This window comes from Janibacter zhangyanbonis, from assembly GCF_050507325.1.
Lineage (GTDB): Bacteria > Actinomycetota > Actinomycetes > Actinomycetales > Dermatophilaceae > Janibacter.
Map to the genome: position 1 here is coordinate 2848598 of NZ_CP191481.1, position 13060 is coordinate 2861657.

Sequence of the window (13060 nt, forward strand, 5' to 3'; positions counted from 1 at the left end):
TGAGCTCGGCCTGGGCGACCGTCGATGCTCACCAGGGAACGGTGCCGTTGCTGTCGATGAAGGTGCCCGAGGGCGCGTCGTCGGGCAAGGTGGCGGCGGCGACGACGACTTCGGCGGCCTGCGTCGCCGTCAACGGTGCCTGCTCCCGGTTCATGGGAGTTAGGTCGGTCTGCACGAAGCCTGGGCAAACCGAGGTGACCTTGATCGAGGTGTCGGCCAGCGCCTTGGCGAGCGCGATCGTGATGTTGTTGAGAGCCGCCTTCGAACTCTGGTAAGCGGGCACGATCATGCCGTAGTAGGCCGAGCTCGGGTCGGTCTGGTCGGCGAGCGATCCCATCGTGGTCGACACGTTCACGATCCGGCCCTGCGAGGACTTCCGCAGTTCAGGAAGGAATGTCTCCAGCACCGCGATGGGCCCGAAGACGTTGGTGGCGTACGTCTGCTGGAACAGGTCGAGGTTCACGGCCTCAGCAGACTGACTCGTTGCTTCGGGAAGCACACCGGCGTTGTTAATCAGAACGTCCAGCCCGCCGTGGTGCTCCTGGATCCAGGCGGCTGCTTGACCGATGGATGCTGGGTCGGTCACGTCGAGCTGAACGGAGGTCGCCCCGCCTCCGATCTGGCGCGCGGCCTCGACACCGTCGCTAGCTTGACGAGCGCCTACGACGACGGTCATACCACGCTCGACAAGCTCCTCGGCAACAGCGCGACCCAAGCCGCGGTTCCCGCCGGTGATCAAGACTGTGGTCATGGTTCCTCCTGATGCGTTGTTTGATGTGCGCGCGTCATATGCGCCCACACCATGTAGTCGTGGGAGGACCCTGAAACGTGAGATGAGACTTGAAGGAGAGTTCACGTCCGTGGCACGACTCTGACCCGCTGAACGATCGACGTCATCGCCAAGGGCACCCTGCCGCGAGGTACAAAGAGTTCGTCTGCCGTGGCGTACCCACCAGCAGTACGTCCGGAAGGGGTGTCTGCGACTGACCTCCCTGATGCGCTGGGCCAGTTCTGGACTGCCCCGTCTCACTCCTGACTGATGACACGCCCATCCAGGGGATGGAGATGACGTGCGTGAACCACCGTCGCCGTCGTTCGGAAGCGAGCGCGGCCACCATGCAACGTATCGAGACGCTGACCCAGTTCTTGGTAGGGAGCGAACGCTCTGAGTGACTGGCCAGGGTCGGTTCAGGAGGAGATGAGGATGACGGCGGCTGCGGCGAGGACCAAGCCGGTGGCCCGTGGGCGGGTGAGGCGTTCGTGGAGGATGGTCAGAGCGAGGAGGACGGGAGATGACCGGGTAGAGCGAGGTCAGGACGACGGCGATGGCCTGTCACACCCTCCGCGAGAACCTTCTCGTCCTGCGCTCTTGGACCGTTCCCTGGACGAGTGGGCGCATATCGTCCGCGACCTTGGCGCCGACGACCCCGAGCGCTGAGTCCTCCACGTGGCCCCAACGTCGCGCGCCAAGCCCCTGCCCCGCCGGGGAGGTCCGTGACGAGCGCACTGGAGCGCGGCGGGGAGACTCGAGGCCCACGCTGACCATGCCCACGTGCGCATGACCAATTACTGACGAACTGTTTGTGCGATGTTTCTGCGCCCGTCGTGAGCCGACAGGGCACCGGCACTTACAGTGGAATTCGCCAGCCGAGGGGCCCGCCACGCTCCCTGCCGGCGCCTTGGAAATTCAGTTCGATCGGATCTCACAATGACGCCTAACCTCTTTTCGCATGCCTTAGCGAGTACCCTCGCAAGAGACTCCGGCCACCTTATTCCACGAGCCTGTTCGACCCAGACGCTCACCGAAATTCAGGGTTGGGTCGTGGTCAAGTGAAGAGCGGGACAGCCGTCGATCAGGATGCGTCGGCCGTAGACACCAGCGACAACTGGTCAGCATTCTGGAAACTGTGGACAGGAAGCACTGCCACACTCTACGTGGAGCAGTTCATCTCTTTCGCCATCCCGCTGCTCCTAGTGACCCAGGCGGGCGCGTCTGTGGCATTCGGCCAGTTCGTCACCTTTCTGTACTTCGTCCCGTACCTGCTGATCGGGTTGAACGCCGGAGTTTGGCTGGAGGGTCGTTCGCACTTCCGCTCTCTCAGCCTGGTGGCTGTGGCGCAAACCGGGCTGTTGGCGGTGCTCATGACGACGGAGGCGGCGGACCAGAGCTCAATGTTCGTCTACATCGCCTTCGTCCTGGTGTCTGGGTTTATAGCAGTCTTCTTCCAGATCTCCTTCCAGAGCTCCCTCCCGCAGATCCTCACTCGGGGGCAGAGCCTCTACCTCGCCAACTCGCGTTTGGCCCTGTCCGATTCCGTCACTCGTGTCATCGGCCCGGCGTCAGCGGGCGTGTTCATCGCCTACCTACAGCCGACGGGCAGCGTCCTCGTTGTCGTGGTGCTGTCGGCGCTGGCCGCTTGCGCCTTCCTTCTGATCAAGGCGCCGGAGGTCGCGCAGCCGCCAGCCGCGAAGACCCGGGACGCGACCACCGGGACCCTCATCCGCGAGGGCTTGACCTATGTGCGCGACCACAAGTGGCTCAATCCCATCATCTCGTGCGGCGCCTACTACATCATCTTCGTGACCGCCATCAAGGCCACCGTCGCGCTGTATCTCGTCGACTCGGGGAAAGCCTCGAGCGCAGTCGCCGGACTCGTCATCTCGGCGATCGCGGCTGGGTACGGCGTCGGCAGCGTCGCGGGCCGCAAGATGGCCGGCGCGAAGGGGGCGCGCCGGACGCTGCAGGTAGCGGCGCTCATCTCCACCATCGGCGCGTCGGCAGCCTCCGCTACAGCGCTGCTCGTCACCGACAGCGCAGTCGTTGCCTGGGTATGCAGTCTGGGCATGCTCGTCCACGGAATCGGCGACGGGATGTTTGCCCCCACCGCCCTGTCCGTGAGGCAAATCGCAACACCAGATCATTTCATGTCCCGAGTGACCTCAGTGCACCGATTTTTCATCTGGGGAGGCATGTCATTGGGGGGACTGGCCGCCGCGGTGGTCACATTCCTTGCCAACCCATCCGTGACGCTCGCAGCCATGGCAATTGGCGTGTGGGGAACCCTGCCGGTTCTTTACCGGAGAAACCTTTCAGTTCGCACCCACAAGGGGGAAGTTGGTTATGAGTGTGATCCCTAACTGGCACTTTTCGATGCTCAACGATAATTCGCGGAACGAGGCATTCCAGAGAGCCATCAAAGGGCGGGTGAACCCGCGGCACAGCGTGCTGGACATCGGGGCGGGCACCGGCCTGCTGAGCATCATCGCCGATGACGCTGGCGCCAGGACCGTCGACGCGTTCGAGGCACACCCCGCCATGGCGCAGGTCGCCACGCAGATCCTTGATCGGCACGGCAGCGACAGCATCAGCTTGCACAAGACGCACTCGACCAATATCCAGTTCCGCCCTGGGGAGCGGAAGAACTTTCTGGTGACAGAGACGGTCGACTGCGCGCTCATCGGGGAAGGACTTATCCCCACCCTGCGGCACGCCCGGCGACACCTGCTGACCGAGTCCTACGACGCCGTCCCGGTGCAAGCCACGCTCCACGGAAGGCTCATGTCATCGCCGCAAGTGCGCAGCCTCAACGAGGCCAGCAAGGCAGCCGGCATCGACGTCTCCGACATCAACGAGCTGCAGACCCAGGGACACTTCCCGGTCCGGCTCGACACGTGGCCCCACACGTTCGTCAGCGACGAGTTCGGGATCCTGACGCTGTCCCTGCTGCAGGACCCCCCAGACGAGCAGACGTTCACCGTCCACACCACGGCAACCCACGATGCGATCGTCGACGGCATCGTCGCCTGGTTCGACATGGACCTCGGCGACGGAGAGAGCATCACCACCAGGCCCGGCGCTTCCTCCACCCACTGGATGCAGGCCTACATACCGTTCTCGGCTCCCACGGAGGTCCACGCCGGCGGCGGCGTCAACGTGAACCTGCGTGTGGTCGACGACGTGTCGCTGGTGGCAGAGAGCGTGGTCAAGACAGCCGGGGATGCACAGCGAACCGCACTCGAACAGTCGATCTGAACATAGATAGCCAAAGGGGAAGCATCATGAACTCGTACGACGCCAACACGACTCTCCACGCCTACGCCAGCCAGAGCTTGTTCCTCGACGCCTCGACGTGGGAGATGACCAAGCGGCCTTACCACCGTTCCCTCCGCCCTCAGGCGCTCGGCCCGGTCGACCTGAACGCTCCGCTGACAGCTGACGCCTTCATGAACTACGAGGCCCTGGCGGCACAGCGCATCCTCACGACCGTGTACGAGCAGGACATGGTCCTGCTCCCGAAATCGCCCTACGACAACTGGCGTCAGGACTTCGACCTTTTCTACTCGCCGGAGGCGCGCAAGCTCGCCGGCATGGTGCGGCAGGACCTTGAGCGATACGTCTTCGGCTACCTCGAGGAGACGGTCGAGGTCTCCAGCGGGTGGACCCGAGAGGCGTTCCTCGACTTCCTGTCCACCAAGACCGCCCGCACGGGGGATGTGCCGCGATGGGCGAAGACGATCCAAGGCAGTCGCGATCGGGTCAGGGCCGCCAAGATGTGGCTGGTCCAGTTCGCCCCGGACTTCCTCTCCGAGGCATCGCCGATGCTCAAGAACGTCCTCGGCAACTACGGACCCATCCAGTCGGAGTGGTTCAAGGTCATCATCGACGAGTACGGCTACGGCGTTCACGAGAAGAAGCACTCGACTCTGTTCGAGCGGACCCTCGAAAGCGTCGATCTCGACTCCGAGCTGCACTACTACTGGCAGTACTACCTCGCCAGTGCTCTCGCCGCCAACAACTTCTTCCACTACCTCGGCTCGGAGCACCGGAACTTCTTCCGGTACGCCGGCGCGCTGGTCATGACCGAATCGACCCTCGTGGAGTTCTGCGAGCACGCCTGCGACGTCCTGAACGACGTCTTCGACAACCAGTGCGACGTCGAGTACTTCTCCGAGCACTGCCACATCGACCAGCACCACGGACGAATGGCGCGAGAGAAGATCTGCCTCGCGCTAATCGACCACTACGGCGAGGCGATCATCCCGGACATGGTGTGGGGGATGCTCGCCTACGAGCGGCTCATGGACGACTTCGACGAGCAGTTCGCCATCCAGATCGAGTGGATGGACACCCAGGAGGACATGTTCAGCCTCCACAAGCAGATCGCGCCAAAGGTGTTGGCCGACGACAGCGTCCCCGTCGCAGACCTCGACGAGCACTTCAACGAGCTGTCGAACTCCCACTGCCACAACGGCGACGAGCTCTGCCACATCGAGGCCGGAGAGATGTACTTCTTCTCCGGACTCGACTCGCAACTGATCCTCGGGCCCGGCGACGGGGTCGTCATCCGGAACCGCCGCCAGCACGGCGCCGATATCCTGTCCGACTCCTGCCAGTACAAGATCTACACGATCGGGGACGTGGCCGCATGGCAGTGACGCTGCTTCCCAAGAAGCATAACGGGTTCCGCGCCGAGGGAAGCCGCGAGTTCGTGGTCCGTCGCCACGACGACGGGCAGACGATCATCCACGGGCTGCAGTGCCCGCACCGCGGCGGTCCCCTGTGGCTGGGTGCCTTCGAGGACACGTTCATCCGCTGCCCCTGGCACGGCATGAAGACCCGGATCCCCAACCCGGGATCACCACGGGCACCCTTCTGCCTAGCCCGTTCAGGAGAAGACATCTACGTGATCGGTCTGCAGGTCGAGAACACTTTCCGCGTATCCCCGCTCGACAACGGAGGGTGCTGATGATGCGGCAAATACTGATCGTCGACCCGGTGAGCAGCGGCGAGCTGTTCCTCGAGCGGCTGCACCAGAATCCGGACGTCGCGCTCTCGATCTACCTGACCGAGCCCGTGCCCGCAGCCTTCGCAGCGCAAGCCGCGGCGTTGGCGGACCGATACCCGGACGTGCCTCAACAGACGGCGCCCCGGGTCCCGGCTGCATGGTCCGAGTCACAGGAGCGGAACCTCCTCGCGCAGGAGTGGTCCTACGTCCTGTGCGCCGGCGAGCCGGCCGTCGAGGCCGTGGATGTCATCCGTGAACGTGGTGGCGTCCAACCACGCAACGCCACCGAGACCGCGGGCGCGCGTATCGACAAGTTCTTGGCGCAGGACACGCTGCGACAGGCGGGACTGAACCACATCCGCTCCTGGTCCCTCCAGGACAGCTCAGACCTGGCCGAGATTCCCGTCCCGTGCATCGTGAAGCCAGCCAACAGTGCGGGATCTGACGGGGTCAGCCTGATCCACACCCGTGAGCAGCTGACTGCTCGCATGACGGCGCTCCTGGAATCCACCAACGCCATGGGTGTCGAAACTTCACGGGTCGTCGCACAAGAGGTCATCCACGGCACCGAGTATGTGGTCGACGGGTACGTCAGCACGGGCACGCCGCACGTCGCGTCCGTCTGCCGGTACGAGAAGCAGATGCAGTCGGACAGTCCGGCCTACCGGTCGCTGACCTGGCTGCCGCCCACCGAGGTCCCGCGGTTCGACGAGCTCATGACCTACGTGCAGGACTGCCTCTCCGCTCTCGGGGTCGAGGTCGGGTGCTTCCACTTCGAGGTCTTCGACACCGGGACGACGTGGGTCATGGTCGAGGTGGGGCTGCGCCCACACGGCGGCGGCCACCCAAGATTCACCGAGGCCGTCAATCGGGGCGTCTCGCAGGTGACGTTGGAGTGCGACTCCGTCGCTGGAAACGCACCCCAAGGGCATCAGGTCGACCTTGAGCTGCGGGGCCGCGTCGTGTTCCTCGCCGTCGACCGCGACGCCGTGTTCATCACCGACCCGGGGGCGGCCCTCCGGGAGGTTCCGGGCGTGCAGAAGGCGGTCCTCGCGGTGACCACAGGGGACCGGGCGTCACCGCCGCAAAATCTGTTCGACACGTTCAAGATTGGGTTCGTCTTCGCGGTGGCAAGCTCGTTCGGCGAACTGAACGCGCTCGAGCAGCGCGTCCGGGAGCGCTTCCGTGAGACGCACACCGATGTCGCCCAGGACGAGCGTGCGACAGCGCAGGCCCCGGCGGGCAACTCCTGACCCAGCATCGTCAGGCGACCACGGCCACGGTGGTGACGCTCCCCGGGAGCGTCACCACCACCCGCCGGCTGTCACGGCCGTGCACCAGCCATCCGCGGGAACATCGGCAACTGCCGAGCCCGGTGGCGCCAACGGAGGTGATCCCGTCGGTGGTCACATTGGCCATGCAGGTGACTCCTCCGTTCTTGCCGGGGAGCCACAGCGTATTGGCGCGGCTGTCGTGGGCCTCTCAGGCCTTCCACACGCCTGAACGCGCTATCACCGTTCATGCGAGTGGAGCAACGCACGAAGCGGAGGGATGCTCAGCGGAGGGACATCTCGTCCCCGCGCTCGTGCTTGGATCGAGCGCCAAGGATTCGCCGGTCTGCCTCCGAGATTCGCACGTCGTTGATGCTGGCCTCGCGCCGCTCCATCAGGCCGTCTGGGGTGAACTGCCACAGCTCGTTGCCGTAGCTGCGCCACCACTGGCCGTGTCGGTCGCGGCACTCGTACTGGAAGCGGACGGCGATCCGGCTCCCGTGGAAGCTCCAGAGGCTCTTGCGGAGTGCGTAGTCGAGCTCGCGCTCCCACTTGCCGGTCAGGAACTCGACGATCTCCTCTCGGCCGGTGACGAAGGTGTCGCGGTTTCGCCACACCGAGTCAGGTGTGTATGCCATGGCGACGCGCTGCGGATCCCGAGTGTTCCAGGCGTCCTCAGCCGCCTGGACCTTCATAAGGGCCGACTCTTCGGTGAAGGGCGGGAACGGCGGACGTGCTTCGGTCATTAGCGGCCTCTCCATTGTCGAGAACGAACGTTCTCCATTGCGTGTCAGGTAGCGTAGGGAACGCTCGTTCTCGACGTCAAGGGAGGACAAGGACCGGCATGCCCGCACCGATCAGCGCAGAGCAGAAGACCCGTGACCGTGCCGCGCTGCTCGACGCCGCCGAGGCGCTCTTCTACGCGCGCGGCATCCAGACGGTCGGCATGGATGCCGTCCGCGCCGCCGCGGAGATGCCGTTGAAGCGCATCTACGGGCAGTTCCCGACGAAGGAAGAGCTCGTCGTCGCCGTACTGCACAGGAGAGATCAGCGGTGGCGAGCGAGTTTGGCCGAGTACGTGGAGCGGCACGGCGACCCCCGTGAGCGGGTGCTGGCGATCTTCGACTGGCTCGAGCGGTGGTTCACCGAACCCGACTTTCGCGGCTGCGCCTGGATCAACGCCTACGGCGAGCTCGGCTCCACCTCGCCCGCCATCCTCGCCGAGGTGCGCGCCCACAAGCAGGCCTTCCACGATCAGATCGCAGCCTGGGTGCAGGCCGCCGCACCAGTCCCCGCTGAGCCCGTCACGCTCCTGGCGGAAGGCGCGATCGTCACCGCCGCGATCACCGGCGACCCAACGGCCGTCCGCCCAGCCCGGAATGCGGCCAAGAGTCTCATCGACGACGCGACGAACAGAGACCCCGAAGACGACGGCAGGTAACATCACGCAGGGAACGTCGGCTCCCCTGCACCAGGTCCCAACACGGCGCAGGTACCGGGCAGCTTCTCCCAAGGGATATGTTCAGTTCATGGCATCAGGGTGCCCACCGCGTACTCCGCCGTCGTCATGCCCGCCTCGCACGCCAGCCGGGCCCGGTGCCCCCACCGGACGATGGACCTCTTCATGGGACTCTCCTCCCGTCGGCGGCACCGTGTGTGCCGCGGTGGTTCCACCCTTCGCCCGGCGGCGCTCCCACGGGAGGGTCATCGGGAGTCTGTGGACTGCGCCCGTCGGTGGGTGTGGCCTGGGGACAACGGGTGGAGGTGGTCCCGACCGGATCATCGGCACGCAATCACCTCGACACAGGCTGCTCCGTCGCGGTCGGTCACATGCACCGACCGACCTACCCGCGGCGCGAAGCCCGGCGCGCAGGCTCAACCGAGCTGGGTGCCGACGAGCACGACGACGACCGGCACGACGGCCGTGGCGATGAAGGCGGGCAGGAAGCACAGCCCGAGCGGCAGCACGAGCATGACCGCGGCCCGGCCTCCCGCCGCCTCGAGACGACGCGCCTCGGTGTCGCGCAGGGTCGCGGCCGCGTCGAGCAGCACCGATGCCGACGGCGCTCCCACGGCATCGGCGACGACGAAGGCCGTGGCCGTCGGCCCCCACACCCGGCGTGCGTAGCCCCACGCCCGGCCCATCGGGCGCCCCCAGCGAAGGGCGGCCGCCACCTTGCGCAGATCGGCGGCGGCTCCCTCGGCCGCCACGTCGGCGACCTCTTCGAGGGCCTGGACGAGACCTCGACCGGACTGCAGGGCCAGGGCGAGCAGGACGCTCGCGTCGGCCACGTCGTCGACGGTCAGGGGCTGCGGCGGGTCCTGCGCGGATGCCCGGTCCACCTCGCGACGGCGCACGTCGACCAGCCGCGACCGCGACGGCCACAGCACGACCGCCGCGACGACGAGAAGCAGCACCGGGAGCGTCATCGCTCGTCCCGCGGGGCGACGGCGCGTGCGAGCAGCCACCGGCAGACCAGCCACCCGGCGACCGTCAGGCCCAGCCCCACGACCGCGCTGATCACCGTCAGGGCGCTGTGCCCGTAGACCTCCCACGGGGTCAGGCCGAAGGCGAGCCCGGCGAGCAGACCGACGAGGGGCAGCAGGGTGAGCAGGTGCATCGTCGAGCGGGCTCCTGCCGTCGCTGCGTCGAGCCGTCTGCGGGCCTGCACGCGGGCGCGCAGCACCTGTGCGCTCGTCGCCATGGAGGGCGCGAGCGCGACCCCGAGGCCCTCGCTGAGCGACCAGGCGCCGGCGACGGGGCGCAGCTCCGGGTGGTGCAGGGCGTGGCGTCGCCACACCCCGCCCGCGGCTCCCCCGGCAGCCAGCTCGTCGCCGACCTCCGCGAGCACCCCGTGCCACGGGTCCGGCGCCTCGCCGACGACGGCGGCGACCGCCGTGACCGGCGTGGCTCCCGAGCGCAGGGCCATGGCGAGCAGGTCGGCGACGGCGGCCATCGACTCCAGGTCCGCCAGCCGTCCAGTCGCTCGCCGTCGTGCGCGCCACGGCGGCGAGCCAGCGCCCCGACCGACCGCCCCGCTCAGCGACGCGGGCTGCTGACGCCCCGGCCACAGGAGGGCGGCCGCGAGCACGAGACCGATGACGGCGAGCGTCATGCGCCCACCCCCGGCAGCGGACCGATGGAGTCGACGACCCGGCGTCCGCCCACCCGTCGCAGGTGGACGACGATCTCCAGCGCGCTGGCCATCTGGGCGCGCACGGCCTCGCGGCCCATGCCGGCGAGCGCGCCGAGTGCCTCGATCCGGCTCGGTACATCCTCGGCACGGTTGGCGTGCAGCGTGCCGCAGCCGCCCTCGTGGCCGGTGTTGAGCGCGAGCAGCAGGTCGCGCACCTCTGCTCCGCGCACCTCGCCGACGACGAGCCGGTCCGGGCGCATGCGCAGGGCCTGCCTCACGAGGTCGACCATCGTCACCTCGCCGGCGCCCTCGGTGTTGGCCGAGCGCGCCTGCAGCCGCACGACGTGCGGATGGCCGACCTGGATCTCGCCGACGTCCTCGACGACGACCAGTCGCTCGGCCGCAGGCACCTCGGCGAGCAGGGCTGCCAGGAGGGTGGTCTTGCCCGTGCCCGTCCCCCCGGTGACGACGTAGGCCCGCCGCTCGGCGACCACATCGCGCAGCTGGTCGGCCTGCTGCGGGGTGGCCATGCCCAGGTCGACGAGCGCGTCGAGCCCACCGCCGCGGTGACGCGGGATCCGCAGGCTGAGGTGGGCGCCGCCGGCCACCAGTGGCGGCAGCACCGCGTGCAGGCGGATCCCTCGCGGTAGCAGACCGTCCACCCAGGGCTGGGCGTCGTCGAGCCTCCTGCCGGCCGTCGCCGAGAGCCGGGTCGCCAGCCGTCGCACCGCGTCGGCGTCACCGACGTCGAGGTCGGCCCGGGTCACGCCCTCTCCCCGGTCGACCCACACCGACCCGTCGCCGTTGACGAGGACGTCGGTCACCCGCTCGTCCTCGACGAGCGGGTCGAGCACCCCCAGACCCATGAGATCGGCGCGCAGCTCCCCCGACCGCCGCCGGGCGCCGCCGCTGCCGAGCCGCACCGCCTCGCTGCGGGCGACCTCGTCGATGACGCCCGGGTCGGGAGCGCGCCCCGCCTCGACCTGGGCGTCGATGGCGCTCGACCACCTCATGACGCGAGTCCGAGCACCCGCTCGGCCAGCGGCGCCGACGACGCCGGCAGCGCCGCCGCGAGCGACCGGGCGACCTCGCCGACCGCGCCCCGGGGCCGCGGCGCGCGACCGTGGGCCTCGTCGCGCAACACTCCCGGGTCGTCGGCCAGGTGGTCGAGCAGGGGCACCCCGAGATGCTCCGCAGCCCGATCGGCAACCCGCTCGGCACGACGGGGCCCTCGAGTGACGAGCAGGGCGCACTCGGCGAGACCGCCGAGCGTCCCGACGAGGGCCTCGCCGTCGCGCAGCCACCGGGGGCGCAGCCCGACGACGACCACGAGGGTGTCGGCGAGCTCCTTCCACACGGGCGGCACCCGCCCGCTGCACGGCAGGTCGACGACGACCGGACCGCCCGCCGCCAGTCCCCGCACGACATCGGTGACCGCCCGCGGCGAGGGGCGTCGACCCCGCGCCGCGAGCACCGGGACCGGCCCCTGGGGCAGCGCCCGGCGCAGTCGACCGACGTCGACCTCCCCTTCGTGCTCGGCGAGGTCCGCCCAGCGCAGACCGTCCTCGTGCTCGACGGCAACGGTCGCGTCGAGACCGCCCGCGCCGAAGGCCGCGTCGACGAGCACGGGCGAGCCGTCACGGGCAAGGACGGTCGCGGTGACGGCCGCGAGGGTGGAGACGCCCAGCCCGCCGGAGGCGCCGGTGACGATGACGATCGGGTGCATGCCTTCGACCCTGCCGCGCGAGCAGGTGCGGGGAGTCCCCCTTCGTCAGCCTGTGGACGGACCGACCGGAGCCCGCGAGCCTGTGGACGACGAGCGATGACACCGTGCCCGGAAAAGGGGACGGCCCCGGCGGGGGAGCGCCGGGGCCGTCAACGCGCGGGCTCCGGGGGGGAGGGAGCCGTGCGTTGGCCGCTCAACCCGAAGGGAGCAGCTGAGAACAAGAGTAACTCGCGTGAGCAGAAAGGCAATTCGGATGCGCCACGACGCGCCGAGCGGCCCTAGCCCAGGCGGCCGGCCCGCACCGAGTCGGCCACGCGCCACCCCTCCTCCGCACCGGCGACGAGCGAGTCGCCGCAGTGCGTGAGCCACAGGACGACTCCGGGCTGACCACCGTGGACATAGCCGTTGAGCGAGCCGAGATAGGCGGGGCCGCCCTCGTGGCCGTGCCCGGCCTCGGGCACCGCGACCCCCGTCGGGTCGAGGCCGGTCGCCGCGATGAGCGCCCGCTCGACGGCCCGGGCGACGAGGCCGTTGCCCACGACGAATGGCCGGGTCGCCGCGATCTCCGCGTGGACGATCGAGGCGACGACCAGGGCCGGGGCCTCGCTGGCATTGCGCATCAGCTCGATGATCCCGTCGAGCCGCGCCCGCAGCTCGCCACCCGTCGGAGCCGGCCCGAGGTCGCTGAACTCCTCGCACCCCTCCCCCTCGACCCGCGGCCGCCCGAGCTGGTCGCGGTCGGTGACCAGCTGCGCCGCGGCCGCGGTGTGCAGCCGGGCGAGCGCCTGCCCGGGGGAGCGGGTCACGAGGTCGCGCAGGTGCTCCGTCTCGGCGGTCGCGGCGATCGCGCCGTGGATGACCCGCTCGGCCGGGTCCGGCTCGGGGTTGCGCTCCCGGGCGCCGCGCATGAGGTCGCGCACGATCGTCGCCGTCGAGCGCGCCCCGTCGAGCTCGGCACTCGCCCACGCCCCGCGGACCCGCGACTCCGCGGAGGCCTCGGGGATGCGGCGACGCAGCGCCTCGTGCCAGCGGAGGTTGGTGCACACCTCACGTGCCCGCTCGGACGCGGCGGCCACGTCGGGCAGGTCGGCGAGCTGGGTCAGGGCGGTGACGAGCGGGCTGGAGTCTGGCACCCCGACA

Annotated in this window: 15 protein-coding genes; 6 read left to right on the plus strand and 9 right to left on the minus strand. The window is 68.6% G+C overall.

The genetic code is table 11. The features are described 5' to 3' along the window. Positions 1–28: 28 nt before the first annotated feature. A complete protein-coding gene (locus tag ACQBJO_RS13995; RefSeq protein WP_421008786.1) occupies positions 29–751 on the minus strand; it encodes an SDR family NAD(P)-dependent oxidoreductase in 723 nt (240 codons plus the stop codon). Between the two features lie 1079 nt (positions 752–1830). Between ACQBJO_RS13995 and ACQBJO_RS14000 the strand changes: the two genes are divergently transcribed. From ACQBJO_RS14000 to ACQBJO_RS14020, 5 genes are read left to right on the plus strand one after another with little or no spacing between them, the layout of a single operon-like run. After that, positions 1831–3138, plus strand: a complete 1308-nt coding sequence (locus ACQBJO_RS14000) for an MFS transporter (protein ID WP_421008787.1) — start codon at positions 1831–1833, stop codon at positions 3136–3138. Continuing rightward, entirely contained in the window at positions 3122–4033 is a 912-nt protein-coding gene (locus tag ACQBJO_RS14005) for a hypothetical protein (protein ID WP_421008788.1), read from the plus strand. Before ACQBJO_RS14000 ends, ACQBJO_RS14005 begins: the two co-directional genes overlap by 17 nt. A gap of 26 nt (positions 4034–4059) precedes the next feature. Beyond that, entirely contained in the window at positions 4060–5436 is a 1377-nt protein-coding gene (locus tag ACQBJO_RS14010) for an iron-containing redox enzyme family protein (protein WP_421008789.1), read from the plus strand. Further along, a complete protein-coding gene (locus tag ACQBJO_RS14015; protein ID WP_421008790.1) occupies positions 5427–5747 on the plus strand; it encodes a Rieske (2Fe-2S) protein in 321 nt (106 codons plus the stop codon). Before ACQBJO_RS14010 ends, ACQBJO_RS14015 begins: the two co-directional genes overlap by 10 nt. 29 nt (positions 5748–5776) lie before the next feature. Beyond that, on the plus strand, positions 5777–7039 hold the full coding sequence (locus tag ACQBJO_RS14020; RefSeq protein WP_421008791.1) for an ATP-grasp domain-containing protein: 1263 nt from the start codon (positions 5777–5779) through the stop codon (positions 7037–7039). 10 nt (positions 7040–7049) lie between these two features. Here the strand turns inward: ACQBJO_RS14020 and ACQBJO_RS14025 are convergent, their stop codons facing one another. Next, positions 7050–7205, minus strand: coding sequence for a hypothetical protein (locus ACQBJO_RS14025; protein ID WP_427802983.1), 156 nt, complete (start codon positions 7203–7205; stop codon positions 7050–7052). A gap of 136 nt (positions 7206–7341) precedes the next feature. Further along, positions 7342–7818: a nuclear transport factor 2 family protein gene (locus ACQBJO_RS14030; RefSeq protein WP_421008811.1), complete on the minus strand. Its 477-nt coding sequence runs from the start codon at positions 7816–7818 to the stop codon at positions 7342–7344. A gap of 83 nt (positions 7819–7901) precedes the next feature. Between ACQBJO_RS14030 and ACQBJO_RS14035 the strand changes: the two genes are divergently transcribed. Beyond that, positions 7902–8498: a TetR/AcrR family transcriptional regulator gene (locus ACQBJO_RS14035; protein ID WP_421008792.1), complete on the plus strand. Its 597-nt coding sequence runs from the start codon at positions 7902–7904 to the stop codon at positions 8496–8498. An 86-nt stretch (positions 8499–8584) separates the two neighbouring features. Here ACQBJO_RS14035 and ACQBJO_RS14040 read toward each other — a convergent pair whose 3' ends face one another. The 6 genes from ACQBJO_RS14040 to ACQBJO_RS14065 form a co-directional block, all read right to left on the minus strand. After that, positions 8585–8683, minus strand: a complete 99-nt coding sequence (locus ACQBJO_RS14040) for a DUF4244 domain-containing protein (RefSeq protein WP_421008793.1) — start codon at positions 8681–8683, stop codon at positions 8585–8587. Positions 8684–8932: 249 nt separating this feature from the next. Next, positions 8933–9487 (minus strand): type II secretion system F family protein, encoded by a 555-nt coding sequence (locus ACQBJO_RS14045; RefSeq protein ID WP_255184366.1) that lies wholly within the window; start codon positions 9485–9487, stop codon positions 8933–8935. Beyond that, the gene (locus tag ACQBJO_RS14050) at positions 9484–10173 is read right to left on the minus strand and encodes a type II secretion system F family protein (RefSeq protein WP_421008794.1); all 690 of its coding nucleotides are present in this window, start codon (positions 10171–10173) and stop codon (positions 9484–9486) included. Before ACQBJO_RS14050 ends, ACQBJO_RS14045 begins: the two co-directional genes overlap by 4 nt. Beyond that, positions 10170–11207, minus strand: coding sequence for a TadA family conjugal transfer-associated ATPase (locus ACQBJO_RS14055; RefSeq protein ID WP_421008795.1), 1038 nt, complete (start codon positions 11205–11207; stop codon positions 10170–10172). Before ACQBJO_RS14055 ends, ACQBJO_RS14050 begins: the two co-directional genes overlap by 4 nt. Then, positions 11204–11920 carry a hypothetical protein gene (locus ACQBJO_RS14060; RefSeq protein WP_421008796.1) on the minus strand — a complete coding sequence of 239 codons (717 nt, stop codon included), beginning with the start codon at positions 11918–11920 and terminating at the stop codon, positions 11204–11206. Before ACQBJO_RS14060 ends, ACQBJO_RS14055 begins: the two co-directional genes overlap by 4 nt. A gap of 278 nt (positions 11921–12198) precedes the next feature. Next, positions 12199–13053 (minus strand): hypothetical protein, encoded by an 855-nt coding sequence (locus ACQBJO_RS14065; protein ID WP_421008797.1) that lies wholly within the window; start codon positions 13051–13053, stop codon positions 12199–12201. Positions 13054–13060 lie beyond the last annotated feature (7 nt).